At 56.5% G+C, this 25,716-nt stretch carries 24 protein-coding genes and 2 pseudogenes; 7 read left to right on the forward strand and 19 right to left on the reverse strand.

Going from position 1 to position 25,716, the window contains the following annotated elements; all coding sequences use genetic code 11:
• Nucleotides 1-893: 893 nt before the first annotated feature.
• Entirely contained in the window at nt 894-1,985 is a 1,092-nt protein-coding gene (locus ACP7E6_RS23690; RefSeq protein ID WP_426232152.1) for a helix-turn-helix domain-containing protein, read from the forward strand.
• Between the two features lie 500 nt (nt 1,986-2,485).
• Here ACP7E6_RS23690 and ACP7E6_RS23695 read toward each other — a convergent pair whose 3' ends face one another.
• Together ACP7E6_RS23695 and ACP7E6_RS23700 are read right to left on the reverse strand one after the other, a co-directional pair.
• Complete coding sequence (locus tag ACP7E6_RS23695; RefSeq protein WP_426232153.1) at nt 2,486-5,152, reverse strand: PAS domain S-box protein; 2,667 nt, start codon at nt 5,150-5,152, stop codon at nt 2,486-2,488.
• A gap of 20 nt (nt 5,153-5,172) precedes the next feature.
• On the reverse strand, nt 5,173-5,574 hold the full coding sequence (locus ACP7E6_RS23700) for a response regulator (RefSeq protein ID WP_426232154.1): 402 nt from the start codon (nt 5,572-5,574) through the stop codon (nt 5,173-5,175).
• 203 nt (nt 5,575-5,777) lie between these two features.
• Here ACP7E6_RS23700 and ACP7E6_RS23705 point away from each other — a divergent pair, with 203 nt between their 5' ends.
• Nucleotides 5,778-6,125: a hypothetical protein gene (locus tag ACP7E6_RS23705; protein WP_426232155.1), complete on the forward strand. Its 348-nt coding sequence runs from the start codon at nt 5,778-5,780 to the stop codon at nt 6,123-6,125.
• A 182-nt stretch (nt 6,126-6,307) separates the two neighbouring features.
• Here ACP7E6_RS23705 and ACP7E6_RS23710 read toward each other — a convergent pair.
• The 3 genes and pseudogenes from ACP7E6_RS23710 to tnpA all read right to left on the reverse strand — a co-directional run.
• A pseudogene (locus ACP7E6_RS23710) lies at nt 6,308-6,841 on the reverse strand (IS66 family transposase zinc-finger binding domain-containing protein); the annotation flags it as partial.
• Between the two features lie 53 nt (nt 6,842-6,894).
• Complete coding sequence (gene tnpB / locus ACP7E6_RS23715) at nt 6,895-7,248, reverse strand: IS66 family insertion sequence element accessory protein TnpB (RefSeq protein WP_426232156.1); 354 nt, start codon at nt 7,246-7,248, stop codon at nt 6,895-6,897.
• A pseudogene (gene tnpA, locus ACP7E6_RS23720) lies at nt 7,229-7,650 on the reverse strand (IS66-like element accessory protein TnpA). The gene tnpB and the pseudogene tnpA overlap by 20 nt, the downstream one beginning before the upstream one ends.
• A gap of 80 nt (nt 7,651-7,730) precedes the next feature.
• On the opposite strand from tnpA, the gene ACP7E6_RS23725 reads away from it, so the two are divergent.
• Entirely contained in the window at nt 7,731-8,630 is a 900-nt protein-coding gene (locus tag ACP7E6_RS23725) for a transposase (RefSeq protein ID WP_426232157.1), read from the forward strand.
• Nucleotides 8,631-9,154: 524 nt separating this feature from the next.
• Here ACP7E6_RS23725 and ACP7E6_RS23730 read toward each other — a convergent pair.
• From ACP7E6_RS23730 to ACP7E6_RS23740, 3 genes are all read right to left on the reverse strand, one after another.
• The gene (locus ACP7E6_RS23730) at nt 9,155-9,367 is read right to left on the reverse strand and encodes a hypothetical protein (protein ID WP_426232158.1); all 213 of its coding nucleotides are present in this window, start codon (nt 9,365-9,367) and stop codon (nt 9,155-9,157) included.
• An 11-nt stretch (nt 9,368-9,378) separates the two neighbouring features.
• Nucleotides 9,379-9,606, reverse strand: coding sequence for a DUF6894 family protein (locus tag ACP7E6_RS23735; RefSeq protein ID WP_426232159.1), 228 nt, complete (start codon nt 9,604-9,606; stop codon nt 9,379-9,381).
• Between the two features lie 116 nt (nt 9,607-9,722).
• Nucleotides 9,723-10,070, reverse strand: coding sequence for a hypothetical protein (locus tag ACP7E6_RS23740; protein WP_426232160.1), 348 nt, complete (start codon nt 10,068-10,070; stop codon nt 9,723-9,725).
• Between the two features lie 163 nt (nt 10,071-10,233).
• On the opposite strand from ACP7E6_RS23740, the gene ACP7E6_RS23745 reads away from it, so the two are divergent.
• A complete protein-coding gene (locus tag ACP7E6_RS23745; protein WP_426232161.1) occupies nt 10,234-10,380 on the forward strand; it encodes a hypothetical protein in 147 nt (48 codons plus the stop codon).
• 326 nt (nt 10,381-10,706) lie between these two features.
• Here ACP7E6_RS23745 and ACP7E6_RS23750 read toward each other — a convergent pair whose 3' ends face one another.
• Nucleotides 10,707-10,895 carry a hypothetical protein gene (locus ACP7E6_RS23750; RefSeq protein WP_426232162.1) on the reverse strand — a complete coding sequence of 63 codons (189 nt, stop codon included), beginning with the start codon at nt 10,893-10,895 and terminating at the stop codon, nt 10,707-10,709.
• Nucleotides 10,896-11,372: 477 nt separating this feature from the next.
• Nucleotides 11,373-11,555 carry a hypothetical protein gene (locus ACP7E6_RS23755; protein WP_426232163.1) on the reverse strand — a complete coding sequence of 61 codons (183 nt, stop codon included), beginning with the start codon at nt 11,553-11,555 and terminating at the stop codon, nt 11,373-11,375.
• Between the two features lie 647 nt (nt 11,556-12,202).
• On the opposite strand from ACP7E6_RS23755, the gene ACP7E6_RS23760 reads away from it, so the two are divergent.
• Entirely contained in the window at nt 12,203-12,589 is a 387-nt protein-coding gene (locus ACP7E6_RS23760; RefSeq protein ID WP_426232164.1) for a response regulator, read from the forward strand.
• A 4-nt stretch (nt 12,590-12,593) separates the two neighbouring features.
• Here the strand turns inward: ACP7E6_RS23760 and ACP7E6_RS23765 are convergent, their stop codons facing one another.
• Nucleotides 12,594-13,097 carry a sigma-70 family RNA polymerase sigma factor gene (locus tag ACP7E6_RS23765; RefSeq protein ID WP_426232165.1) on the reverse strand — a complete coding sequence of 168 codons (504 nt, stop codon included), beginning with the start codon at nt 13,095-13,097 and terminating at the stop codon, nt 12,594-12,596.
• Nucleotides 13,098-13,444: 347 nt separating this feature from the next.
• On the opposite strand from ACP7E6_RS23765, the gene ACP7E6_RS23770 reads away from it, so the two are divergent.
• The gene (locus tag ACP7E6_RS23770; protein ID WP_426232166.1) at nt 13,445-13,666 is read left to right on the forward strand and encodes a hypothetical protein; all 222 of its coding nucleotides are present in this window, start codon (nt 13,445-13,447) and stop codon (nt 13,664-13,666) included.
• A 796-nt stretch (nt 13,667-14,462) separates the two neighbouring features.
• Here the strand turns inward: ACP7E6_RS23770 and ACP7E6_RS23775 are convergent.
• Nucleotides 14,463-15,389 (reverse strand): manganese catalase family protein, encoded by a 927-nt coding sequence (locus ACP7E6_RS23775; protein ID WP_426232167.1) that lies wholly within the window; start codon nt 15,387-15,389, stop codon nt 14,463-14,465.
• A gap of 720 nt (nt 15,390-16,109) precedes the next feature.
• On the opposite strand from ACP7E6_RS23775, the gene ACP7E6_RS23780 reads away from it, so the two are divergent.
• A complete protein-coding gene (locus tag ACP7E6_RS23780) occupies nt 16,110-17,036 on the forward strand; it encodes a c-type cytochrome (protein WP_426232168.1) in 927 nt (308 codons plus the stop codon).
• A 1-nt stretch (nt 17,037) separates the two neighbouring features.
• On the opposite strand, the gene ACP7E6_RS23785 is transcribed toward ACP7E6_RS23780, so the two are convergent.
• The 7 genes from ACP7E6_RS23785 to ACP7E6_RS23815 all read right to left on the reverse strand — a co-directional run bounded on the left by ACP7E6_RS23785 (nt 17,038) and on the right by ACP7E6_RS23815 (nt 25,307).
• Entirely contained in the window at nt 17,038-17,457 is a 420-nt protein-coding gene (locus tag ACP7E6_RS23785; protein WP_426232169.1) for a c-type cytochrome, read from the reverse strand.
• Nucleotides 17,450-18,331: a cytochrome c oxidase assembly protein gene (locus ACP7E6_RS23790; protein WP_426232170.1), complete on the reverse strand. Its 882-nt coding sequence runs from the start codon at nt 18,329-18,331 to the stop codon at nt 17,450-17,452. Before ACP7E6_RS23790 ends, ACP7E6_RS23785 begins: the two co-directional genes overlap by 8 nt.
• A 295-nt stretch (nt 18,332-18,626) precedes the next feature.
• Nucleotides 18,627-19,229: a cytochrome c oxidase subunit 3 gene (locus ACP7E6_RS23795; protein ID WP_426232171.1), complete on the reverse strand. Its 603-nt coding sequence runs from the start codon at nt 19,227-19,229 to the stop codon at nt 18,627-18,629.
• Nucleotides 19,226-21,139 (reverse strand): cytochrome c oxidase subunit I, encoded by a 1,914-nt coding sequence (gene ctaD, locus ACP7E6_RS23800; RefSeq protein WP_426232172.1) that lies wholly within the window; start codon nt 21,137-21,139, stop codon nt 19,226-19,228. Before ctaD ends, ACP7E6_RS23795 begins: the two co-directional genes overlap by 4 nt.
• Complete coding sequence (gene coxB / locus ACP7E6_RS23805) at nt 21,136-22,128, reverse strand: cytochrome c oxidase subunit II (RefSeq protein WP_426232173.1); 993 nt, start codon at nt 22,126-22,128, stop codon at nt 21,136-21,138. The genes ctaD and coxB overlap by 4 nt, the downstream gene beginning before the upstream one ends.
• Nucleotides 22,125-22,685, reverse strand: coding sequence for a c-type cytochrome (locus tag ACP7E6_RS23810; protein ID WP_426232261.1), 561 nt, complete (start codon nt 22,683-22,685; stop codon nt 22,125-22,127). Before ACP7E6_RS23810 ends, coxB begins: the two co-directional genes overlap by 4 nt.
• A 225-nt stretch (nt 22,686-22,910) precedes the next feature.
• Nucleotides 22,911-25,307 (reverse strand): FdhF/YdeP family oxidoreductase, encoded by a 2,397-nt coding sequence (locus tag ACP7E6_RS23815; RefSeq protein WP_426232174.1) that lies wholly within the window; start codon nt 25,305-25,307, stop codon nt 22,911-22,913.
• Nucleotides 25,308-25,716 lie beyond the last annotated feature (409 nt).

Raw genomic sequence — 25,716 nt, forward strand, 5'->3', positions numbered from 1 at the left:
ATTGCTATTTTAAAGTCAAGCAGATTTGCGACGACCTTCTGTGCGCGGCCCTGCAGGCCGTCGATAAGAAGATACAGGTAGCCAGAAAAAAGCCCCTGGCCACCGCCCCATCGCTGACGATCGGGAGTTTATCGTCCTGGCGTCGAGTAAAAGTTCGGCAAAGATTAAAGCGAGCCCAACGGACTGCTGCCTCAAAAACAAAGTCTGACAATTCAGAAGCACAGTTTCAGACTGGGGCCACAGGCCCTACGTGTGCGGAACGTGGCTCCGAAACCGGATCCGGAGCTAATTGTCCACCATGGCGAAGCGTCATGTTGGCCTGATACCCGAGCCATATCGGGATATCGCCGCGCGTTGCGCCTTCAATCGCTCTCCCGATTGGAGGCACGCTCGGCTTCCAAAACTTTCATCGCCACATCTTTCGCGGCCTCGAAATCCCCCCGCGAGAGGGGCCTCTAGGACGGCGCTTCAATGCCTCTATCTCTTCCATCTCGGTTCCCTTCAAAGTAGATCTGACTCGATGAGAGGTACTAAGTTAATCGGCGACTTCTACACTCATGGTCGGGACCGTCCGCTTTCAGACGAGCCGCATTACATTTAGCCCGGTAACGTACACTGCCGGCTATCCGGCTGCGGTTTGGTTCCACAGCGAGAGCGTGGCCTATGCTGAAGACACAATCCCGGGCCGCCGCCTCGATGTAAACCACAGCCGAAATCGGTCCTTACCTCACATTTGGGGGAACAATGACGTACCTTATGCATTCAGCCTTGGCAAACACCATGTTTTCCTGAAGGCTGCGCACAAAACGATGCGGGAAAGACTTGGAGTATCAATGTTAGCGACTGGGAGCACTTCCAAAGCCAAACGTATCTTGGTCGTCGAGGACGATTATATGATGGCGGGCGATCTTGCCGCTGACCTGAGTTCGCTTGGATTGGAGGTGGTCGGGCCTGCCCCCTCAATTGAAACAGCTATGCAAATCTTGCAGGATTCAGAGAAAATCGATGGAGCCATTCTAGACATCAACCTAAATGGAGCGATGGTTTTCCCACTAGCAGATGAGCTTGATCGACTATCACTGCCGTTTTTTTTCGGGACTGGCTATGATCTGGATATCGTGCCTGCCAGACACGCCTTAAAGCAGTTTATCCGGAAACCTTTCGACATGCGCGAGATTGTTTCCGCGCTCCGGTCGATTTTACCATTGGACGCCGGTGAGCAGGTGGTTGCCCGAAAGAATAACGTTCTCGCGATGCTCCCGCGTGGTGAACTGAAAGCCCTTCTACCAGCTCTTTCGGTGATTAAGGTACCGCAAGGTGAGGAAATCCAACGTCAGTACCATGAGGTTGAGCAGGTATATTTCCCGACGACATGCGTTGCTTCAATTATAGCGATCTCGCCAAAAGGGCAGCGAATTGAGGCCGGCCTCGTTGGCCTCGATGGTTTGACAGCCTTCGGCCTTGTTGCGGGTGACCGCAGAAGTCCGTATCAAGTCATTATCCAAGTTGGCGGGGAGTCTTTAAGGATGTCCGCGACCGACTTTGTAACAGCCCTCGAACAGTTACCAACCCTTCGCAGCCTTGCCATTCGGTTTCTCCGGACGCTTAGCATTCAGGCCGGATATACGGCGCTTGCCAATGGACGCTACGGGGTCCCTCAACGCCTTGCCCGATGGCTGCTTATGCTTCATGACCGAACGGACGGCGATACTATTGTGATTACACATGAGTATCTCGCCATAATGCTTGGTGTAAGACGCCCAGGGGTTACTGACGCACTTCATCTTCTCGAGGGTGAAAGATTTATTCGGTCACTACGGGGGAGGATAACAATTAGAAACCGTACAGCACTTCTCGGTTTCGCGGATGATGCCTACGGCGTCCCGGAGACGGAATACAGTCGTCTAATGGGCCCGCCGCAGCGCGCGGAAGTGGGCAGGGCCAGCGCGCAGCCTGACATCGAACACATTGAATGCCTCCCGTAAATTACCATGAGCGGGAAGGTCGGGGACCATTCTACTGAAAGGACGTCGGTGTTTCCACCGACGCCAATTTGGTTTTTGGGGACCTCCACGATGTCGCCAGCAAGCGGGTAGCACTGCAACCCCAATGTCGACGACATACTCGAACATCACTGCGCCTTCCTAGTTCCCACCGAAAGGCGTATTTTCCAATGGTCTGCCGGTTTCGGTAACAAGACTTAAGGGATTACCACTGCCGGTCGTGCGCTTACCGAGGTTAGCCACCGCGTAAAGTGCAGGCTCAAATGCGATATCGGATGGGTGACTTGCGCTCGCGGTAACGCAGTTCGTCATAAGGCCTCACATTGCAATTGTGACGCGTGCCGTAAAACGTTCGACCGAAGCGCCCGTTAACACGGCGTCGTTAGCCCTCAAGCCAGGTCGTCATATCAAGGGCGATAGGTAGTCGTCCTTGACGACCAGCAGCCGTTTGCCTGAGTACATGCTGCGCTGTGCCAACTCCATTACCCTGTTTTGCGCCACTTGATCGGCACGTCGATGGTGCACCGGAGCCGTGTCTCCGTAATCTCGTAAGTCGTCGTGGCCGCCAGTGCGTAGGGCAGCGCCTTCTCTATCAGCTCACGGCCGTAACCGGTTCCTGTCACAGCAACCTCCACTGAACGTGGTTCGGAGATTTCCTCAAGCCATTCCACACGAAGGCGGTTCTCCTGATCCGATGCCTCATAATCCGATGTCTCATATGTAGACCACGATATCGTCAGCGCTCCATCGTCGCCCGAAAGCGCCCCGTACTTCCGGGCGTTCGTGGCGAGTTCGTGAATGGCCAGAGCGAATGTCTGTACCGTGCTGTTCTTGAGAAATACTTCTGGCCCGCAGAGAGACACGCGCTCGGCGACCAACTCCAGCGCCGAAATTTCCATCTCGAAGACCGTTCGAAGGGTAATAGGCTCTATTTCGGAGCGTGAGAGAAGGCCCTGCACTCGCGACAGCGCTGACATCCTGTCTGCAAACCGAGCCATGAAGTCCGCTGTAGGCCCGGTCTCGCTCATGGTCTGGCTGGCGATCGAGCGGACGACGGCGATCAGGTTACGGGTGCGGTGCTGCAGTTCCGCCACCAGGACGTTCTGGGTCTCCTCCCACTTCTTGCGCGCTGTCACGTCTTGCCCGATCTTGACTACGCCTTCCGGGCCCGTGTCGCCGCCACGAACCGGCCGAGCGAAACCCTCGATGAACACTCGGCTGCCATCCTTGCGCATGTGCCATCTTACGTTTTCCGCAAAGCCCTTGTGGAGGGCGTCGTGAAGCTCCTGCTGCGGGACGCCCGCCGCACGGTCTTCGGGCGTGTATGTGATTTTTAGATCCTGGCCGACGATTTCTTCTGGGCTCCATCCGAAAACCGATTGCGCGCCCGGCGGCCAGTCCTCTACCTTTCCCACCTGGTCGGTGGTAAATATCGCGTAGTCGAGCGCGCTCTCGACAATGAGACGGTAACGTTCCTCGCTGCGCTGCTGGGCCTGGTTAGCCTTGTGCTCGGCCTTGCGGGCCATGACACGTTCCGTGACATCCGCCGCCATGCCAAACCACTCGACGATTTCGCCGTCGTCGCCGAGGATGGGGACGGCTTTTGAGAAAGTCCACCCTTCCGACCCGTCGGTGCGGCGGACACGGTGTTCCAGCTCGAACGGCGCGCATCTTTCAATCGCCTCGTCGATAACGGCACGGATCGAAGCGTGGTCCTCAGGAAAGATGTAGTCGTCCATCCATCTTGCGGTTGGTCGCTCGGCATCGACGAGAAAGCCGCGGCCGTGAAGGTGGCGCATCTCTTCCCAGTCGGGGCTGACCCTGTAGACGACATCGGAGGTGGCTTCAACCAGTGCCCGCGAATGTGCGTCGCTCTTGCGGAGCGCCTCCTCGGCCAGTTTGCGGGGCTTGATGTCGTGGAACAGGATCGCGACGCGGCGGTCCTCTGGCTCGCCCACCCTGAACGCGTACACGTCGTACCAGCGCCCCAAGGCGTCCTCCCGGTGCTCAAATCGCTCAGCTTGGCCGGTTGTCGCTATCCTGCCGAAGGTCTCGAACCAGAACTGCTCATGCTTGGGAATGAGGGAACGAGCCGCCCTGCCGACGGCGTCGATGATTCCTGTCTGTCGGGCGAACGCTGGATTGACTTCCAAGAAACGATAATCCGTAGGGCGGCCGTGCTCATCGAATTCCATTTCGATAGTGCAGAACCCCTCAAAAATGGATTCGAACAGGATGCGGTACCGGTCTTCGCTCTGCCGCAACGCCGCTTTGGCTACTTCGGCACGTAGGCGAAGCAGCTCGGCCTGGGCTCCTTTCTCTACCGATATGTTCCGGCTTGTGGTAGCGACTCCGTCGCCCAGCTTGACCACCGACTGCAGAAACCAGCCGTCGAGCTGCTGATGGGGATATTGACGTTCGGCCTGCTCAGGGACGCCTGTTTCGGTGACACGTTTGAAAGCGCCGAAGTCATCTTCTTGGATGAGGCCCCGAGTATGTTGAAGGGGGCTAGCTCGCCCGACGATGCCATTTCTGCTTTCAGACGTGAAATTGTTCAGCGTCCATGCAAAATCGACTATCTCACCATGCTCATCGCGCACGGCATCAAAGAGTTGGATCATGTCGGGCGAACTGTCAATAATCGCACGAAGGAAATCCCGGTTTGTGCGCAGCTCCGCAGCCCGCTCTTCGACCTGGCGCTCGAGATCCGCCAAATGTCGCTCGCGCTCTTCGTCAGCCTGCTTGCGGTGATGGATATCAACGTTCATGCCGATCCATTTCCGAATGCGGCCGTTCTCGTCCCGTAATGGCGTTGCAACGCTGTTGATCCAACGCCACCCATTCGCCATATGACTAATGCGAAACTCCGCATTGACGTCTCGACCCGTGAGCGCGGCTTCGCGCCACTGATGTTCCGCTTGAATCCGATCGTCGGGATGGACGGCCTTGAGCCATCCAAAGCCGAGCATCTCCTCTGCAAGTTGACCGGTGTAGGCGCACCAACTTTGACTTTTAGTGGTCACGCTGCCTGACGGGTCTGCTTCCCAAGTCACATCGGCGTACCTTGTTATCAGGGGATCAAACTCTCCGGCTTCGCCACTTGCCCGGTTCTCGGACATAGTCGATTTACTGACCGTTTCGTCTTGCATATTAGACATCCCGGGCTGTGTCATCGTGCCGGACGCTGGGTCGGATCGCATCGCCCGCTTACTATTGCAAGCGCAACGGCGGTCGGGACATCCTGTCCCACGAACGGTTTGAGATAGTGCGGAACGTTCCGAAGGCGAGTAGGAATGATCGCTCGTTCATAGCCTGTGAGAAATATGAATGGGACTTGTTCGCGCGATAAAAGGTCAGCTAGCGAAAACGAATTTGTCTTGCCCACCATGACGTCGAGGACAGCGGCATCGATTAGGCTGCGGCTGCAAAGGTGAACACATTCACTTGTGACCGCAAACGGACCGACGACTTTGGCCCCGTGCTGAAAAAGGGTCTCCGCTAAACCGCGGGCCTGATAATACTCATCTTCAACCACGAGGATATTCTTCCCTGAAAGACTGAACTGATACATTGGCCACGCTCCTTCCGCGTTCCAACTGCGACGGCACGACAAGGTTCCCCCAAGGATCGCGCGACGAGTACGATGGAGGTCGCGCCATCCTCGTTTGCCGTGGCAATGGAGCACCTACGGTTGGCTCGCCGATTCGACTGGTGCCTGATCACAACCCTACAGCGGGAGAGGAATATGATGTTTAGATCTCAGATGGGTAAAAGGTGGTAATCGAGGACGATTACCCGCAGGCTAATGATTTGACGCTCGCGCTGGAACTCCAGGGAAACGATGTTGTCGGTCCGTTTCCAGGCCTTGAAGGTGGCCTCAAGGCTCTTACCAGCAACGACGTCGAAGCCGCAGTTCTGGACATTCGGATAGGTGAAGACACAGTCTACGAAGTCGCAGATAGTTTGACCGGCAGCAGGGTGCCATTCATGTTCGTCACCGGCTCGATCGGAGCGAATACCCGTTCCTTTTCGCGAGGTGCGTTGCCTGCAGGAGCCATTCAATCTAAGGAGATGACCGTCGCGCTGGCAATTACTGTCACAGAGCATGCCCGCAGGCACTAGGGTCAGATGGGATATTCGGCTTGAGCCCATCTTCGAGAATTTTGGATAGGAGGTGCTGCGCTTGCTGCTGATGATAAACGTGGTCTGTTCTCTAGCAGCCACAAACATCAGAAAGGAAGCGCAGCATGAAGTATTATGCGGGTTTGGACGTCTCTCTGAAATGTCAATCGGCGCGGAATGTTAGGCGCGATTACGACCGGCGTGTTGATTCCGGTGCGGTCACAATGGCGGCAAGCGTACTTGAACCGCACATTCTGCAGGACCTTTGCCTTGACCTCGATATGGAGCTGTTCGCTAACAGCCTCGCCCATGCGATGCATCTGACCTTGGCAGCAGGGACATGACTTCTGATCCTCAGGGAGGTCATATTCGACACGCTCGCGCGGCAGGTCGTCCGGCAAAGGCCTGCGGCCACGCTTCTTTCCCGCCTGAACTTCTACCGCTGGCAGGCCCGTATCCGGGAGATCGGCGACGTCATCGCCGTAATCACGATCATCCCCGTCCGCGGCCGCTTCGGCTTCGTTGAAGAGACGATCGATGTGCTTTTCGCTGCGTGGGGCAAAACGGTGCAGCCGTGCAAGCGCCAGCTCTTCTTCCAACTTGACGACACGCCGCGAGAGCGCCGCCTTCTCGGCCTTGAGCGCGGCGATTTCGGCAGCATTTGCCGCCAACTGCGCCATCAGCACTGCAATGTCAGGATCGCCGGCTCGTACCATCCCATTCTTGAATCTGAACCGCCTCGTGGCGTCAACAGCTCAATGCGCCACCTTCAACCGGCAATCCGATACTGCCGCACCGGATGGCGGGTCATCGCATCGATATCGATGCCGTCAAGAATCCAGTGAAGCTGTTCTGTCGTCAGCACAACGACCGGCACCTCGCGTCGAGGCCATCGGAACTTGTCCTCGGTCAACCGCTTCAGGACGAGCACGAAGCCCGAGCGGTCAAAAAACAAAAGCTTCATCCGGTCACGACGGCGGTTGCAAAAGGCAAAGACCGCGGGAGCATAGGGATCGAGCTCCATCACCTCCTGCACCAGGACAGCAAGGCTGTTGATGCCCGCCCGGAAGTCGATCGGTTCGCGATGCAGGTAGACCTTGAGATCAGCGTCCAGTCTGAACATGACCCAACGCTCCTATGATCGCCGCCAGTCCATCGACATCGCTGCATTCCAAGGTCAGACTGACCCCGTTCGGCAGCAGAGCGCTCACCTTGTTGGATGCATGAGAATGTCTGATCGGCTCCGCCTCCGTCAGTCGACCGCTAGCAAGAGACGTGTGCGTATCCGACGCAATCTGAACGGAACGACCGCCGAGACCGCGGGCAAAGCACGCTCTTCTCTGGCCTTCTTCACCCACTTGCGAACGAGATTGGCATTGACGCCGTGCTCCAGAGCCAGCCGCGAGACCGAAACGCCGGGCTTTAAACACGCCGCGACAAGCTGATCTCTCGAGGCAAGGTCATATCGGCGGCGGCCGTCGCGACCAACAAGCCGCACCTGCAGTTTAGGAGCATCTTCATCCATGATTTGGTGTCCACCTATTTCAGACTGTGCAAAAACTCCGTGGGATTCCAACGGTAAGCGAACCGTAGTAAGTTGTTTACATGGCACATTTATTTGGCTCAGACCGCTCGCAGCTGCTGCTTCTCCCCGAAGCGGTTGATGATTATGTCGGATCGGACAATCCGGTTTGCCTCATAGAGGCTTTTGTGGATAGCATTGATCTTGTCGCCGCTGGGTTTTCCCGCGTAACGGCAAGAGAGACGGGCCGCCCCGGCTACGATCCGGCTGATCTGCTTAAACTTTATCTCTACGGATATTTGAATCGGGTACGTTCGAGCCGAAAGCTGGAAGCAGAAACCCGCCGTAATATCGAGGTGATCTGGCTGCTGCGCCATCTGAAACCTGATTATCGGAAAGTCGCATCTTTTCGCCGAGCGAATTGCGCAGCTTTCAAGCAAATTTTCCGCGAGTTTGCCATCGTCTGTCGTCGCCTCGATTTGTTCGGCAGGGAAATGCTTGCCGTGGATGGTACGCGCATCAAGGCGGTCAATAATAGGCATCGCAACTTCACGCGCACAAAGCTGTTGGATCTTGTGCGTCGCGCCGACGAAAAACTCTCCGACTATGTGAAAGCGCTTGATGACGGTGATGCCGACGAAGAGAAAGCGGCCAGTAGTATCAGTTCGAACGGTAGAAGCAGTGACACTGAGAAGAAGATTGCTGCGCTCAGGACGAGGCGGCAAAAGTTCAGCAGTTTGCTTGCCGAGCTGGACCGCATGGCGGAAAGGCTAAGCCAACGTCCACATATTATGAGTCAGAGAAAGGAAAGCGTTGAGCATCCTTTTGGGACTATTAAGCAATGGATGAACCAAGGCGCGTTCCTGATGCGTGGGTTGAACCACGTTCAGGGAGAGTTTAGCCTAACTGCAGTCGCCTATAATATCAGAAGGGCAATCGCCCTTGTTAGCATCCCGGACCTGATAGGCGCTATGAAGGCATAATCGGGAAATCTGCGTTTTGAGCGCAGGAAAATCCATTAAGGTACTACATTTTGGTCTCCTACTGACCCAATCGGGTTAATGAGAGAAATTCCCAAGAATTCCTCATCGGTCCAAGACGAGTCCGCAGTATCACCCGATCCTTCGACGTTTTAGGACGGTCTGATTTTGGTGGACACTTCATGCCTGAGAGCACCGCGCTTCAGAAGGTGCGCAGAAATTCGCGCTTACGATTTAACAGCTCCTGAGCCTAGATCATCCCGAGCACGAAAGCAGTCGTTGTTGACAACAAAAAACGCCGGCGAAACTCGCACCGACCCTTCTGATCGTGGGGCATAAGGTTTGCTCGATGATTTCGGCCGGCGCCTGCGCGAGTGGCAAATCGGCTTGCTCAAAGACCAACTCAAGTTCGCGTAAAGTTGAAATACCTGCTAAGCGTTCTCTGCCATCGGCGCTGATTTTCACGTGTACAACGTCATGTCACAGCACCTCCTTTCCGAAAATTTTCAATCGAGCTCGACGTCTTTTCAGATCATCCATGTTTGCTGAAGAGCCGGTGGTCCGGTCAGGGCTATGCCAGATGTCTGCGGCACGGCGACAGGAACATATGTCTCTTTGTAGTGCTTGGTTGGGCTGCGGCAGAAGATTACGATGGCAATTAGGCATATCATGCCGAGCAAGATGAGAGCGGGCAGATCAAAACGCGGGTCATTCAGCAGCTTCGAAATATTCTGTTTCATTATCCTTCGCCCTACCAAGTCGATGCCACGACAGTCACCTGAAACAATGTTCTGCCGCTCAGGTCTTTCGCCTCGACACTCATGCCCATGGTGTCGCCGATCACTTCGGTCTCGAGCAGACACATGGCCAAAACGCGCTTTGCCTCCTCCTGCACTTGCTTGTGATCAGCGAAGTAGCGACCCTTGGGATCGTTGAAGAACCGTTTGCCGTCGCTCCTGTGTAAATAAACAAATGGCATTCACTGCTCCCGCGGATCACGGAAGGATTTTCGCCTCTTTGGCCCAAACCACAGAGCGGCGGCTCCTGCGATGAGCGGCACAATACTAGCTAGTAAGAACACGGTCGTCGGCCAATTCATCCGGAAGCCCTCGCCCAATTTGCAGTGTTTTCCTTATACAGCCCGTTCATCAGCCGGGGGCGCGCGCGAGCAAGGCTTTCAATGGTTTCGATCATGCAATGCACTTCGTCGGCGACTTCATAGGAGGTGGCGCCTGCCGAGATATCCAGAGTGAATTGCCTCTGCTCATCGCTAATCTTGTCACCAAGGGCAGACCGCTCCGACTTCGCAGAAGCGCGCGTGACAATTTCCTCAACAAGATCATTTTGCAGGTCTTCGTCCAGTATGAACCCTACGGCAAGAAGCCGGAGAGCCGGTATGAGCTCTATGACATCATCTTCAAAGTTGCAAACCAGGTTTTGCATGAAAAGCCTCATCTTTAGATCGCAGGTCAACTTACCTGCTTATGATGAGTTCCCGTCCGATAGCGTACCCGGTAACGGTTGCAACAGTGCTCGTATAAGTGTTCAGTGTCATGGGAACATTTACTCTGGCAGAGGGTTGAGAAGCCAGATGAAAGGAGTTCCCATGGCAACCAAAGATCCTCAGGGCAAGAATACGAGTGGAGGCGGCCACCTCGGTGGAACGCATCTAGGACAGTCGCCAGATGCGAAAACAGACTCTTCAAAGGTCAAAAAGGGCGATAAGGCCCGCCCGAACGACGGCAAGAAATAATTTTATCTCCCTTTTGACCACGGATGCACTGGGAGTGCGGAAGGAGAGAGGCCGGAGCGACATCGCCCGGTCTTTTATTTGGAGTGGCTTAAATATCGTGCCTACAGTCCAATGCCGCACGAGACGCAGGGGCTGTGTGCTAAGAGCGATAATGCCAACGATCGATAAGACGTGAAAAGGTGATAGGTATCGTGAGTACCAGATAGGGTCTGCAGGTGCGAATAGGCGGGACGCTGCCGTACCGCACGTCCGGACTTGTCTTCCTCATCGATAAAGCTTGGCAAAACCAGGGCTGAGTGGGCTTCGGCTAAACCGCGTCGAGTTTATCAATCAAGCGATGGCTTACCTTTTCTGCCAGAGGAACCGATCGGTTGCAGTGTCGGATCCGTGACATCCTTTGAATTTTGCTCGCTGGATTCCCGCACCGGCGGCTCAAGCGTGGGATCGGCCTTTTGCGCCGGCTTGACAGGCTGCGGGCGAACATCAACTTTGTTCTCTTTTCGATGATCTGGCATTACATCTCCTCGTTGCACGTTTGCTAAACGTTCTCGATCCATCCGAAGCACACAGGCTACGAGCATACCGGCCTCGAAACTCGCCGCAAAAAAGCCTCACGTACCACTTCGACAGGCACTGTTCTGCGAAATGGTCAGGCATTAAGGACGAGCATTGTCGTAGTCGATCCCGTCTCTGCCGGCCAGCCATAGGTTAGGTAGTTCAAGGCTTCTTTCGGGCCCATTCCCCGGCCGTCCTTGATCCGGACCGGAAACTGCTATTGCGCAGCCTCAAGATGATCCCGTGTCATTAGTCCTTGCTTTGTTTGCGAACTAAACTCGCTGCTTCTACATTCGTTGCCGTACGATACCAGACAGTACAAGGTCTCGCGAGCACTGCAAACCGCCCCCAGACGCGGCCCTGGTAGAGAACTGCCGGCGAAAGGGATTTCGGAATGCCCCCTTCGGAGTGGACTATTTGCAAACACGCAAGCCTGCTCAGTATTCGACGGGCATCGTCGACATCGATACCCTACCGGCAAGAATCTTCCGCTTGGTATCGTCGGTGGTTGGCACGCCGATATTGTCCGGGCTAGGCTTGGCGACGCTGATCGCGTGATCCTTAGCCAAGTGATCGAGATACGAAATCGTTGTTGCCTTCCTTGTCGCAACGTGAACCATCACCGCCTGCGCACTGACGACTGCGGCATCGGTCTAAAGACCTGCGTTTGCGGCCATTTTGACCGAAACAACCTCTCCTCGCTCTCCGTTGAATTTCGCGCTTAAAAACCCGCGTCCGAGTTTTCCTGCGTATTACATCCCCCTGTCTTCTCTCCATTATAGACAAAAAAGCTATCCCCACTCCCTGTTGTTCTGCAGGGCTCTATGAGTAGCGAGAATTGCCGGATGTACGGCGGAGTCTGGCCTTTTGATTGCGCTCATGTGACTCGGCATACTCGGATCCAAACCAGCCCCTCGGGCCTCTCGCGGCCCGAAATCAGACGTTGGGCAAACGAGGGGATTAGTGATCTGGCGCCCATAGGGTAAGGAGAAATCTCGGCGGATTCACCCGCCGCTCCAATAAACCCGCCTTCCACCGTCACAATAGCCAAGAGCAGACGTCACAGAAAACCAAACCACTAGATCCTGGTCCTCTACCCAGATGAATCGCGGCACTGGCTGGATCTCGCGAAGACAAAGCGCGACTTGTTGGACGCTGGGAGGTCCCTCCGTATGCGGAAGGGAACAAAAAAGATCTTGTGTTGTTCAAGCTTGCGGAGCGCAAGATGGCCTAGTATTGCGAGTGTTCTGCCACGGAAGGACCCAGGTTGGAACATATCAGCATCCCGCTATTTGTGGGAAAACACGTTCTTATCGTTGAAGACGAGTATTTCCTCGCGGATGAAACCAGGCGGAAGCTGGAGGCCGCCGGAGCCATCGTCATCGGGCCGGTCGCCGCAGTGAAAGCCGCGCTCGATTTGCTCGATACGGAGAAGATTGATGGCGCCATTCTTGACATCCATTTGGGCGACGAGGTTGTGTTCCCTGTTGCGGAAGAACTCGAACGGCGTGATATCCCGTTCGTGTTCGCGACCGGGTATGACCCGTCAGCTCTTCCCTTAAAGTTCACCGGATTTGCGTTATGCGAAAAGCCGGCAGAGCTTTCCTACATTGCAAATGCCCTGTTCGGCAGGGGTGGCGCGGATTTACATTGAGGTTTCACGGTCCTAATGGGTAAAGCACCTTACTTAACTGGATCCGCGCCCGGCTAATCCGGCTTTTAATGGTCCCTACAGGGACATCACATCGCTGTGCCGCAACCTCATAGCTCAGGCCCTGGACGAGAACGAGATCTACGACGAATCTGTGGCTGTCCGGCAAGTTTGTGATTGCTCTCTCCAACTCGCGTCCCATGATCGCCCAGTCCTGCGTCGGAAGCGAAGAGGCACGCCCAGCGTAATCCTCGACTTGGCCAACTTGTTCCCTCTTGGCAACCTTGAACTTTGTACAGAAGGTATTTCTCATGATGGTAAATAGCCAAGATCGAAGCTGGGTTCCATGTTGGTAGCTGCTGGAATGGGCGATAGCCTTGGTCAAAGTCTCCTGCACGAGGTCTTCGACATCTGAGGGAGACTTATGGAAGCGACGCGCGAACGCACGCAGGGCGGGCAATGTATCCAGCAGCTCAGCGTCCGTGAACCCTGATGTTCGTTGAGTCGGCATAGTTAGCTCTCCTCTGTCGAGAACAACTAATCCGAAGCGACCTCGTTCCATACGCCCGCTCACTTTATTGACGAGTGGCGCCCATCCTCCGTCATCGTCCGCTTTGTATTCCCCAAGGGGGACGACTACCTGCAGGCCATTGATCTGACGCTTGGGCGTTAGCTGCAAGCAAGCATGTTGCCGGTCCATTTCCTGGCCTCAAAGGTGGCCTCAGGCTCTTACCAGCAACGACATTGGCGCAGCAGTTGGGACCAGCCGCGTCGCCGTTGAAAAGGCATCTGACCCGATGGTGAAAGCGTTCGCCAAATGGGACCAAGCAGGAGACAATCGAGGACATCCTGAAGTCGATGGAAATGGGCGGCAAGGCCGAAGGGGCGCTGAAGCCGCCGTCCCCATCCGAATTGGAGGCCATGCTCGACGCCCAAGGCAAGGCGTCGCTCGACAAGTCCGGCAAGGATTTCGACAAGGCCCGTGTTGCTGCCCAGCTGGACAGCCATAAGAAGCTCGTGACTATCCAAGAGGACTACCTCAAGGTCGGACAGAACCGCGAACACCTTAGCGTAACGTAGCTCGCCCGAGGGCAAATCAAAGAGCATAGTGACCGTCTGGAAATGCTGAAGTCTAGAATCGGCTGGGGACGGATGGCGGCCGGATCTCTCTCTGGCCGCCTACCCCCGCAAGTTCGTAAAATGATCGTTAGAAGATGCCTCAACCGTTTAGGCCGTAAAGAGCGTACAGCACAATTCGGCATAGTCCTTAAACGCACCGAGCGCGATACGACTGATCAAAAGACTGCGCCTTTTCCTACAACAACACGTCTCTCCGAAGAGTGTCTGCAGACCGCGCTAGGCCTTTACACGATTCGCGACCTGCATTGTGGCAACCGATGACTGTTGGCGAGGTTGGTTTGTAATCCCCCGCACATCTTTGTGGTTGGAGGGCGTTCGATGCGCAACATCGTCATCACCGGGTCGACCGATGGTTTGAGGCTCGCCGCAGCGCACGCCAACTTAGTCGACGACACTATAGGTCGTATCCATGCGGGGTCGAGGAAACGAGCGAAGGCAGTCGGTGAACTGTCGTCGCGATTCATCAGATCGTCTGGGCGACCCATCAAGCGCCGCCGAGACCAGTCGCTCCGAGCAGGTTAACGGTCTCGGTCAGATGGATGCTGTCATCCTAACGCCAGGGTTTTATCAGTGGGGACCGGAGCGATACGCTAGAAGGGTGTCCGACGATGGTGGCGGTGAGCACCCTTGCCGCATGAACGCTGACTGCGCTTTTCCCCGCGCGACCGAAAAGGCAGGTCTATCGCTGCCTTTTCCCGCATGGATGAGATTGGCGGGCAAAGCCCGCCAACCAAACTTAGCGAGATTTCTTGTAAAGCTTTTCGGCGATCTCAAACATTTCTTCCGGCGCGTAGTCCGGGGTAAACGCAGAGGGGACGCCGACAAATTGTTGGATTTTGCCACCTTCCGGCATGCCGTCGATGACCTCAAGCTCACCGGGGGGGTCAAGCGGCAGTGCAACCTCGCCATTGCCCCAAATGCCCGACATCTCCTTGTAGTCATTTGGGCTAAAGGTATAGAGACGACGATGTGATCCCTCATCGAGATATTTCTGGCACTCGGGGATATTGCCAAGTGGGATGTTCGGGGTTGGCAGGAATTTCTTGACGTCAACGCCGGTGATTTTTTCGAGAGCAAGCGCGTATGCATGCGCATGAACTGACCCTCGCACCAGCAGGTAGCCGCAGACTTCGCGGCCGGTCGGATCAGAGAGGGTCTCATAGACACGAAGCTTGTGAAGCCGGGCGCCGCATTCGAGATGGAAATTATGCAAAAGATCGACGACCACGTTTCCAGTCGTGGTGATGAAATCGTTATTCCAAGAAACGCCGTTGCTATTGACGGGCATCGCGCCGCCTCCTCCAGAAAGGAACGCTGCCGCGAGGCGAATGTCTTTCATGCCTTCCCAAGGGGCGCTTGAGATATCGCCGCCATCACCGGCATCGCCATCCGGAATATCCGGACCGTTGTTCAGCATGGCAACGCCATTACTGACGAGCTCCACATGCCCGAGTTCCTCAGCGGTAATGCTGGCGACGAGGCTGTAGAACGGTCGCAGCTTTTCCTTCGAACGGAAGTTGAAGCTCTGGAACATATAGTTGCCGAGGGTCGACATCTCTCCGTATTTGCCGCCGAGAAGCTCTTGTAAGGCAGCGGCGGCATTGGGATCGGCGCGTTTGGGCGCCGGCAGCTCCGCTTGGAGCTGGTCTACTCGCATGAACATGGTACGTCCTTTCGGGTTGAGGTCCGCACGAACAGTCAGTCCATCCGATAGTTCCGTGATGAGATGATATTATCTTATGTCATCGACCAGAGTTTGCGCCTTCAGTCCAAAGCGCCGCAAATTGCTAACCCATCCTAGAAAATACTGCCCGCGCGAAAGAGTTTTCGTACCAGTGGATTGACGCGATGCTCCTGGTAACTGCTCACGACGGATAAGGTTGAAGATCCCGTCGAATGGCCGAGTGTGCTTGGCGTGGCCGGCGACAAGTGTTGTTAGATGGCGTCGAGCCGCTCTTGGATGCCTTGGCCGTCTTCCGGAATCTCCTACTGGATCTGCAACGAACAACGGATTTTGAAAAAGCCGACCGTGAGATTCTACGGTTTACAATTTGACCCTCTCCACGAGAAAAGGAGGTGCCCTCGAGGTTGGGGTTGCCGCCCCTAAGTCGGATGGCCGCGGACCATCAAGCGCCTTGCGGGGACTATGGGTTGGGCGACCTCGCGAGCTAAAGGGCGCCGCTCGAACCGGAGAAAATTCGAATAGTTATGACAGGACAGGCAAGATTGTGGGCTTCCGTGATAGCAGGTATTATCTCAGACCGGCGTACGGAGTTAAGGAACTATCGGCCGCCCCTCAAGTTAGCCTAAAATGATAGATGGAGACTTTTTAGCTTGCCGCCGGTGAAAATCCAGGCGTTTCCTCGCCATCGGGCTGAAGCGGATGTCTTCCATGCGTTTTCGGATTGTCGCAACCGTTTTTATTTCCGCAGCACTGGTAGGTCTGGGCGGCGCATGGCTCCTGACGACCCCTCGCCCGCAATTTGGGCCGAGCAACCCATTCCCGCGCACAGGCGGAAATGCTGAGCGCGGGCGTGATGTGTTTAATGCAGCCGATTGTGCGTCCTGTCACGCAACACCCGGCCAGCCGGATCGCTTGAAACTTGGCGGCGGCCTGGCGCTTGCCTCGCCCTTCGGCACTTTTCGACCGCCGAACATTTCTCCAGATCCCGTCGACGGGATTGGGAGTTGGGGCGTTTCGGACTTTGCGAACGCGCTGGTTACAGGGGTGTCGCCTGACGGACGTCATTATTACCCGGCTTTTCCGTATACCAGCTATACCGGCATGACGGCCGCTGACATCAACGACCTGTTCGCATATCTGAAGAGCTTGCCCCCCGTAGCCGGCCGTGCACCGCCGCACCATCCAAGTATTTTGTTCGCGATCCGCAGATCCGTGGGACTCTGGAAGCTACTTTTCTTCGATCCTGCCCAGCCACAGCCGGGCAGCGAAGTGGCGGCTTTTGGTATCGAGCGGGGCCGCTATATCGTCGAGGCGTTGTCGCATTGTGCTGAGTGTCACTCGACACGCAACATTTTCGGAGCCATCAAGTCGACTGCCCGGTTCGCGGGCGGCATCGATCCGCAAGGTACGGGCTTCGTTCCGAACATCACCCCGGTGGGGATCGGCGGTTGGACTGAGGAACGCATTGCCAGAATGCTGGAGACGGGAGATACACCCACTCACGGACGCGTCGGTTCGTCAATGGCCGATGTTGTCAGTAATACCGCGATGTTGTCCGATGAGGACCGCAAAGCGATTGCCAAATATATCAAGTCGCTGCCCGCGCGGCCGACTCCCGAACCATGATTCAGCGATCGTACAGGTAGGCGGCGACGTCCCTCGCCTCGGCCTCGGTAATGCCCGTGATAGGCATCGCGGTGTTCGGTGAGAATCTTTGCGGCGCAATGATCCACTCGACCAGATGGTCTGGCGAATTGGTGAGCACACCTCCAATATAGACACGGCCTGAAAGTCCGGAAAGGGGTCCTCCCACTTGGCCGTCAGCACCTGGCGCGCCCGGAATGCTGTGACATCCGGAGCAACCGTATTTCCGCAAGAGCGGCAACGCTTTTGAGGCGTCACCATGGGTCAGAGCGACCGCCACGGCGTGCCGCTCTTGACGGTCGGATATGATCCCAACAGCCACAAAAGTTCCGCTTACGGCCAAAAGCCCCGCAGATATCGATACTATTGGAGTCAGCCAGTTTGAAAGTCTCACGTCAGACATTGGCGACACCTTTTAAGCCGGAGCCGTTGATCCACATGCCCAGCATGGTCAGAGCAGCACCTGCATAGACAGTGCCAGTCGGCACCCACATTAGCATTCCCGCAAGCTGCTGGTCCTCCAGAGGCGTCAGTCCCCATGCCTTCGCATCCGCAGTTTGGGCGAGGTATAGAACCCTTGGGGCAAGCGCCATAAGTGCTCCTAGGATACCGGTGTGGATCATCGTTACGAACAGGTGCCATGCGGCGACCCCGCGACTGCAACGCCAAAGGATCGACCACCAGAACACCAGGGCGGTGATCAGGAAACTCAGATGCTGCAGGCGATGAAGGCTGATATCGGTCACGGAGGCGTCGAACAGCCAGGGCAGATGCCAGGCCCAGATCGCTACCCCGTGCAGCAGCGTGGCGTTTTGCCCACGTGTCGACCATCCCCAGATCCCCCGCATCACTGCGCTGTTCATTGCAGTGCCCACAATATACCGCCCGTGCCTTGGCAGGGCCCAGACAAACGCTGACACCGGACGTGATAAGGCAAACAGAGGGGCCGACACGGCCATGACCACTTCGTGCTCGATCATATGGAAGGTGAAGAGGTGTTCGCCCAGCCAATGGAGGGGAGACGTCAACGCCGCGGCAAGCGTTGCCCAGCCACTGATAAAAAATCCGAGGCGCAAGGCAAAAGCGCCGTTGCCATGTGCTGCTCGGCTCGAGATCTTCACCGATCCCACGCCATAGGCAATCGCCATGATCGCGAGAGGTACGACGATCCAGGGGTCGAAGGTCCAGGTCGCACCGTCGGAATGTGCGTCTGTGCCATGGGCCCATGCGGGGTTGCTGGCCACCACGATCGTGAGGAAAACGATCATCTCTCGCATGGGCTTATCAGCAAAGCTGCTGCTCCCTGCAGAGAGACGGCAAAACAAAACAGCAGGCCTCCACACCAGCACAAGGTTCCGAATTGGACCCGTCGATGATTTTCTATTGATCTCGACGCCATTGCTCCGGCTCCAATAGCAGAAAGAGAAATGATCACCGCCAGAAGGTAGGCACACAGCGTCAAAGCCGTGTTGCGATCGCAATCGACCGTGGGTAAGATCAGTCCTAGTTGCGTGGTCAAACCCCAAAGGCCGACGGGAACGAGCAAAGCGGCATTTTGGACGATCGCAGTCTTCATAGCCGCGGAACCCAATAGATACAGACGTAGATAGGGATCCAGGTAGCGACCACGAAGTTCCAATACATTGCGTTGTCGCCGACATCTCCGAAGCGTCGCGGATTATCGCCGTGACGAGTGAACATCAGGCAGGTGAGAACGAGGGTCTCTACGAGATCTGTCAGGATATGCGTCGTGTGCAAACCGAGCAGCAGCCAGACCACCGACCCGTAAGCATTTTGGTCCCACGGGATGTGCATCGCCGGAAACTCAAAGATCCGGACGACAAGCGGAACAATCCCGAAGAACGACATGAGGATCAGCCCCAAACGCACCTTGCGCATGTCTTGCTGCGCCGCCCAGCGGGAGACCAGGAGATTGGGAACAAGACTTGTGGCCAGGAGGACAGTCATAACTGTGCCGGCCCCCAGATCGGGCGGCCCGACCCCAATTGGCCATATCGGCGCGATGCTCATGAGGTAAAGATAGAGCACGATCGCCAATGCGAAGCCGGTACCTTCGATGAGCATGAAGGCAAGGGTGCCCCACCACGCAGGGCTTGCAATGCCATCGCAATGTCCAGTCAGATCGAAAACGTCGAGAACCACGGCTTCTTTCACGATTCGTCCTCCGGTTCGCCTTTGGGCCAGAACCACCCGATCAAGGCTATGGCGATCGGGATCGAACCCCAAACGACGGCCCAGGGTGTAAAGATCGACCAGATCAGCACGATGGTGGTGGCGATTGCCGTCCACAAAGGCCAGACCGAGTGACCCGGCGAAGACTCCCGGGCTTCCGGCGACGCATCGACCACTCCCGTGACCAACAATTCCCGCCGATCAACACGCAAGCCGCTTGCAACGGTCAGGACTTCGCCGTCAGTCCAGAGCGGCGTGCTGTCGCCAACAACTGGAATGCGCTGGAAATTGTAACAGGGTGGAGGTGACGGCGTCGCCCATTCGAGCGTGGATGCCCGCCAGGGATTGGCTCCGGCGGGTCGGCCGTGACGTGCGCTTCGAACCACATCGATGAAGAACAGAAGAAATCCGGCCGTCAAGATCAAGGCGCTCAGGCTGATGAACATGTTCAACCCGCCCCAAGGCATTTCGGGTTGATAGGTGTAGATCCTTCGCGGCATGCCTCGCAGGCCAAGAATGTGCATAGGAAAGAAGGTCAGGTTGAACCCAACGACAATCAGGCCGAACACCCACTTCCCCACCCGCTCGCTCATCATCCGACCGGTGAATTTCGGGAACCAATAATAGATCGCGCCGAGCAGCGGAAACAAGGCACCCCCGACTAGGACATAGTGGAAATGGGCGACGACGAAGTATGTGTCGTGAACCTGCGTATCGAACGGAACCGAGGCGACCATGACCCCGGTCATCCCACCGATCACAAAGGTAAAGATGAAGCCGAGGACGAACAGGAACGGTGTCTTGAAGATTGGCCGGCCCCACCAGATCGTCGCCAGCCAGCAGAAGATCTGCAGGCCGGCGGGAAGTGCGATCGCCATGCTGGATGCTGTAAAGAAACTAGCGCCCAGCCGGGGCAAGCCGGCGACAAACATGTGATGCACCCAGAGCCCGAACGCCAGAACTCCGGTGGCGATGAGCGCCATGACCATCGCCAGATATCCGAAGACGGGCCGCTGCGTGAAGGTGGCTACAATGGTAGAGACCATGCCGACGGCCGGTAGGAAGATGATGTAGACCTCAGGATGGCCGAAGAACCAGAACAGATGTTGCCACAGCAACACGTCACCGCCCTCGGCGGGATTGAAGAAGTGGGTGCCAACCAGACGATCGAGGATGAGCGATGTGCTGGCGATCATGATGGCAGGCATCGCGAGAATGACGAGAAATGACGTGACAAGCATCGACCAGACAAACAGCGGGATTCGATTGAGCGACATACCGGGAGCGCGCTGCTTGAAAATGGTGACAACCAGTTCCAGCGAAACCGCAAGGGCGGAGATCTCGGTAAAGGTGATCATCTGCGCCCAGATGTCCGCCCTTTTTCCGGTCCCGTATTGCGGACCAGCCAGTGGCACATAGGCAAACCAGCCGACATCGGGACCGGTATCGATCGCAAAAGCCACCCAAAGTAGGATCCCGCCGGCGAGAAACATCCAGTAGGAAAAGGCGTTCAGTCGTGGAAAGGCGATATTGCGGGTGCCAACCATTAGTGGAACGAGATAGACCGCCATCGCCTCCATCACCGGCACGGCGAAAAGGAACATCATGTTCGTTCCATGCATGGTAAAAATCTGATTGTAGCGATCGGGACCGATGAAGCGGGCTTCCGGCTGGGATAGCTGCAGCCGCATGGCGAGGGACAGGATACCGCCGAGGGCCAGAAAAACGAAAGCCGTGACGATGTAGCGCCGACCGATAACCTTGTGATCGACATTTGTCAGAGCGCCCCAGAAACGGCGCGGCGAGCCCCATGTCGCGTTCAGATGTCGCTGAAGCTCTGCCTCTGTGAGTTGGCTGTCCCTGGTATCCCGATCTGGTCTAATAGCGTTCATCTGAGACTGTCCATGTAACGGGAAATCTGGCGCAATTCGTTGCTTGTGAGTGGCACCATCGGCATGTTGTTGCCGGGTTTGAGTGTTTGAGGGTCGGCAATCCAGGCTGCGAGCGAGCCTGGGGTCGTCTCAAGAAGCCCGGCGCCGATGGTCTGGCGGCTCCCGACGTGGGTCAGGTCGGGGCCGGTTGTTCCCGTGGAGGACCTGCCTCGGACAGTATGGCAGGCAGCACAAGGCTTGGCCAAGAACACTTTTTCGCCGGCCGACGCTTCGGGGTCCATGGTTTGTGATTGGACTTTTCGCTGCGAGGCGAGCCATCGCGCATAGGACGCCTCGTCGTCCGCCACGACCAAGATTCCCATATGGCTGTGCTGCAGTCCGCAGAACTCGGCGCATTGGCCGCGGTAGATACCGGGGCGCTCGGCGCGAATGAGCAGGGTATTGCTGCGGCCGGGAACGAGGTCCTGTTTTCCGGCAAGACTTGGGACCCAGAAGGAGTGGATGACGTCAGCGCTTTCCAGTTGCAGGCGTACGTCCCGTCCGACAGGGATATGAATCTCGTTGGCAGTTTCGAATTCCAGCGCCGGATCCCGATTTGGATACCGGATGCGCCACCACCATTGCTCGCCCTTGAGGGATATCGAAATCGCGTCGCCCTGGCTCCCGTCGATGGCGCGCGTGGTATAAAAACTCGCGATGGTAAGTCCCGTGATGATAACGCCAGTCGCGGCGACAGCGCCAGATACCACGATCTTCGTCCAAGGGCCGTCCGGTTGGGTTGACGCATCCCCGGTGCGTGACCTCACCAGCGCGTAAATCAGCGCAAAGATAACCAGCAGCCAGACAAATCCGCAGATCCAAACGAACGCTGTCATCAAGTCCTTGAGGTGGATCGCGGGCGCGCCGTGCACGTCAAGCGCTGATTGCGAACCGCTGCAACCTGCAACGCCTGTCAGGAAGAAGAAAAGAAGAATAGCGACCACTTTCATGGGCTCGGACCCTGGTCGGGATTAACGCGGGTTGGGACGGGCTCGAACAGGATCACTGCTGGAGCACGGTTTTCAGCCGGGCGCGTTTGCCTGGCATCGTTGCGGCCAGGTGCTGCAACCTTGGCCTGATAGGCTCCAATCGATTGGACATATCCTGCCAGCTGCCAGATCTGCCCGATTGGGATCTTGTCCTTGTAAGGCGGCATGCCATGCGGCCGCCCGTCGCGGATGGACGATACGATCGACACCATTTCCGGCCCGTAGAGCCACCAACCATCGAGAAAGGAAGGTCCTTTTCCTCCCTGACCGTCGCCGTGACATGTGGCGCATCCAAACCAAGAGTACAGGCGTTTACCTTGGGCAAGGTTATAGGAGCCGTTCTCATAAGGCTGGCCGAGCGCGAAATCGACATTCGGCGGCGCGCCGCTGATCCCGTTTGGCATGAGTCTGATCTTTTCCAGCTCCGAGATGACGGCAGGGTCCTGGCGCAACTGCTGGGGTTCCCCGACGTAGCCGAGCAGAGCGGCAATCCCCAGGCACGACGCGAAAGCAGTCATGATGCCCAGCCACTGATCTATCTTGAGACCCGAAAGTGCGGCCTGGTACACTATGAGTCGCGAACTACGAACAAGCGTGCGATCGTCAGGCCCCTTTGCAGTCTTCGAGATCCTTGCAGATATCGCAACGGCTACACCCGCCACGATGGCTAAAGACCAGAACACCAAACTCGACCGCCCTTTGCGTAAACGCGACGACATCATCAAAATCCTGAGCCAAAAAGTTTAATCGTGAGGCACTACTGAGGACGGTGTAATCAGGATGGGAAGGAGTTTGTAGGATGGCGTTTTCGATTGGGCATCGTGATGTTCTAGAGGAAACAGCGGGTTCGTCTCAGGGAAATAGGCCCCGCACGACCCTCTCGGGATATTGTATTCGACAATCCGGAAGCCAGTAACTTTGCGTACCGTCTCCTCCCCGATCGCCGTGGTAAGATCGACGCTCGTGCCGTTAGTCAGCCCCATTGCGGCTATGTCGTCGCCGTTCATGAACACCACTTTTCGCGTCCCCTCCACACCGCGGAACCGGTCGCTATAACCGTAGACCGTTGTGTTGAACTGATCGTTCGACCGCAGGGTCGCCAAATGCAGCACGTCAGTTCTGCCGGAAGTAGAAAGATCCGGAAACAGCTTGTCCGGCGTGATGAAATTTGCCTTACCACTCGTCGTCACCCATCTGCGCTCCCGCGCCGGCAAGGGCCGCGGGAACCCGCCCGGCTGAAACAGCCGCTTGTTGAAGTCCTTGAACGTCTCTGGATAGGTTGCCTCGATCGCATCCCTGACCGTTCCATAGTCGCCCACCCATTGTTCCCAAGGCACCCTGGTGGTACCTAGCGTCGCCTTGGCGATACCAGCAACGATCGCCGGCTCGGATAACAGATCCGGGCTGGCGGGCTTTGTTTTTCCGCGCGAACCGTGAAAATACGCAATGGAGCTTTCTATTGACACGGCTTGGGGACCCGTCGCTTGCTGGTCGACCTCTATACGACCAAGACAAGGCAGGAGGTAGGCGACTTCCCCATGGATGACATGGCTGCGGTTAAGCTTGGTAGCGATCTGCACAGTTAGACGCAATTTTCGCCAAGCCGCTTCCACGGCTTCTGTTTCGGGAATGGCTTTCAGGAAATTACCGCCGAGGCTCACGAAACCGCGGCTCGAACCGTCGATAATTGCCTTGCAGGTTTCGACCGTCGAGCGGCCCATCCAGCGCGGCGGCTCGAACCCGTATAGCTCAGTTAGCTTGTCGAGTGGCGCGAGCCCCGGTTTCTCGGTAATGCCGACCGTTCGCTGTCCCTGGACATTCGAGTGGCCACGCACCGCGCATATGTTTGCGCCGGGCTTGCCAATATTGCCCCGTAAAAGGGCAAGGTTGACCACCATATGAACGTTCTGAACCCCCATCAGGTGTTGGGTCAGCCCCATTCCGTAAATCGTCAGAACGGCGTTCGACTTAGCATAGGTAGCGGCCGCCTGGATCATTTGTACCCGGGTCAGGCCGGAAATGCCCTCGAGATCTTCCCATCGATGTCCTCGGGCAGCTGCTGCGAAGAATTCGAAGCCAGAAGTGTGCTCCTTGATGAAATCATGGTCAAGAATATGCTTCTTGTCGGCCGCCGCCATCGAGGCGGCAAAGGCCACCATTGCTGCGTTCTCCGGATCGGCTGGCTTGTCGTCGTCGCCGGCAACCTGCGACACACTGGATGCGTTCAGCGTATCGTCGGCTTCGATTAGCGCTTTGCAGACGCCGAACAGGGCCGCGATGTCGCCGCCGTTCCTGACCTGGTAGTAGTCAGAGGAAATCAACGTCTCATGCCCGGTCAGCATCTGCGTCGGAGATTGCGGATTGACGAACCGCTCGAGGCCACGCTCGCGCAGCATGTTGAAGGTGACGATCTTTGCGCCGCGATCGACTGCATCCTGCAGATCATGCAGCATTCGAGGCGACGATGTGCCGACATTCTGGGCGATGTAAAAAATGCAGTCGGTGTTCTCGAAATCCGATAGGATTGCCGTGCCGACTGACGCACCAAGGCTCTCGGGCAGAGCGACCGACGAGCTCTCGTGACACATGTTAGAACTGTCGGGCAGGTTGTTGCTGCCGTACATCCGGGCGAACAACTGGAACATGTAGCTGGTCTCCAGCGAGGCCCGGCCCGATGTGTAGAGATCAACTTGTTCGGGCGCCAGACCCCCCAATTCGTGGCCTATTTCCGCGAAGGCCTGTTCCCATGGCACCGGAAGATATTTGTCGGAAATGGCATCCCATTTCATCGGATGGGTCAGTCGGCCCTGCTCTTCCAGGTCATGGTCTCGCCAGCTTTCCAGTTCGGTCAGGGTGTGGGCGTCAAAAAACGCTCGGTCGGCGCGCCGACTGGTGACTTCCCAGGCAGTTGCCTTTGCCCCGTTCTCACAGAACTCCAGTGGATGGGTCTTTGCCGGCTTTGCCCAGGCGCAACTCACGCACATGTAGCCTTCTGGCTTGTTCTGATGCCGCAGCAGGTTGGCGCCTCGAACGGGGAGATGTTCGCGAACTAAGATTTCCGTTACGGACTTCGCGGAACCCCATCCGCCCGCAGGACCGGCATAGGTTCGAACTGTAGGCTTGGAGGGACTACCACTCATGACGGGCACTCCGGTTTACGATATCTCGGCCGACCTCGCGTTGACCAATCCTTTGGGGAAAGACAGGAAACGGGCAGGTCGACGCAATATTTCTGTCCGGTCGAACACCTGCAGCTGGGTCCTCCTCCGATCGACCCCGCCTTACTCGCGTAGGATACGATCTAGCGTGTATCTGGTCTACTCGCCTGCACATGTTGCATCCTTTCGGTTGGAGGCTGCGCACGAACAGAGGAGTTCGTGGAAAGTTCCACCCAGCTTGTGGCTTGCGCTTCATTTTAGGAGCTCGAAAACCTGACTCAATCGTACTTGTCCGTGGTCGGAGGACCCTCCGCTTAAACGCCAATTGCACTCACGGGTAACCATCGGCATCACGCGAAACCTAGACGATGATGGCTCGGGGTCTGCCAGC

Origin of the sequence: Pararhizobium sp. DWP3-4 (assembly GCF_049898205.1) — a bacterium.
GTDB lineage: Bacteria > Pseudomonadota > Alphaproteobacteria > Rhizobiales > Rhizobiaceae > Pararhizobium.

Excerpts from the sequence above, each read along its gene's own strand:
- ACP7E6_RS23690 (WP_426232152.1), top strand. The coding sequence starts at position 894 with ATGATGGCGGGCGATCTTGCCGCTGACCTGAGTTCGCTTGGATTGGAG.
- ACP7E6_RS23695 (WP_426232153.1), bottom strand. The coding sequence starts at position 5,152 with ATGCAAGACGAAACGGTCAGTAAATCGACTATGTCCGAGAACCGGGCA.
- ACP7E6_RS23700 (WP_426232154.1), bottom strand. The coding sequence starts at position 5,574 with ATGTATCAGTTCAGTCTTTCAGGGAAGAATATCCTCGTGGTTGAAGAT.
- tnpB (WP_426232156.1), bottom strand. The coding sequence starts at position 7,248 with ATGTTCAGACTGGACGCTGATCTCAAGGTCTACCTGCATCGCGAACCG.
- ACP7E6_RS23725 (WP_426232157.1), top strand. The coding sequence starts at position 7,731 with ATGGCACATTTATTTGGCTCAGACCGCTCGCAGCTGCTGCTTCTCCCC.
- ACP7E6_RS23730 (WP_426232158.1), bottom strand. The coding sequence starts at position 9,367 with ATGAAACAGAATATTTCGAAGCTGCTGAATGACCCGCGTTTTGATCTG.
- ACP7E6_RS23735 (WP_426232159.1), bottom strand. The coding sequence starts at position 9,606 with ATGCCATTTGTTTATTTACACAGGAGCGACGGCAAACGGTTCTTCAAC.
- ACP7E6_RS23740 (WP_426232160.1), bottom strand. The coding sequence starts at position 10,070 with ATGCAAAACCTGGTTTGCAACTTTGAAGATGATGTCATAGAGCTCATA.
- ACP7E6_RS23745 (WP_426232161.1), top strand. The coding sequence starts at position 10,234 with ATGGCAACCAAAGATCCTCAGGGCAAGAATACGAGTGGAGGCGGCCAC.
- ACP7E6_RS23750 (WP_426232162.1), bottom strand. The coding sequence starts at position 10,895 with ATGCCAGATCATCGAAAAGAGAACAAAGTTGATGTTCGCCCGCAGCCT.
- ACP7E6_RS23755 (WP_426232163.1), bottom strand. The coding sequence starts at position 11,555 with ATGGTTCACGTTGCGACAAGGAAGGCAACAACGATTTCGTATCTCGAT.
- ACP7E6_RS23765 (WP_426232165.1), bottom strand. The coding sequence starts at position 13,097 with ATGCCGACTCAACGAACATCAGGGTTCACGGACGCTGAGCTGCTGGAT.
- ACP7E6_RS23770 (WP_426232166.1), top strand. The coding sequence starts at position 13,445 with ATGGAAATGGGCGGCAAGGCCGAAGGGGCGCTGAAGCCGCCGTCCCCA.
- ACP7E6_RS23775 (WP_426232167.1), bottom strand. The coding sequence starts at position 15,389 with ATGTTCATGCGAGTAGACCAGCTCCAAGCGGAGCTGCCGGCGCCCAAA.
- ACP7E6_RS23780 (WP_426232168.1), top strand. The coding sequence starts at position 16,110 with ATGTCTTCCATGCGTTTTCGGATTGTCGCAACCGTTTTTATTTCCGCA.
- ACP7E6_RS23785 (WP_426232169.1), bottom strand. The coding sequence starts at position 17,457 with ATGTCTGACGTGAGACTTTCAAACTGGCTGACTCCAATAGTATCGATA.
- ACP7E6_RS23790 (WP_426232170.1), bottom strand. The coding sequence starts at position 18,331 with ATGCGAGAGATGATCGTTTTCCTCACGATCGTGGTGGCCAGCAACCCC.
- ctaD (WP_426232172.1), bottom strand. The coding sequence starts at position 21,139 with ATGAACGCTATTAGACCAGATCGGGATACCAGGGACAGCCAACTCACA.
- coxB (WP_426232173.1), bottom strand. The coding sequence starts at position 22,128 with ATGAAAGTGGTCGCTATTCTTCTTTTCTTCTTCCTGACAGGCGTTGCA.
- ACP7E6_RS23810 (WP_426232261.1), bottom strand. The coding sequence starts at position 22,685 with ATGACTGCTTTCGCGTCGTGCCTGGGGATTGCCGCTCTGCTCGGCTAC.
- ACP7E6_RS23815 (WP_426232174.1), bottom strand. The coding sequence starts at position 25,307 with ATGAGTGGTAGTCCCTCCAAGCCTACAGTTCGAACCTATGCCGGTCCT.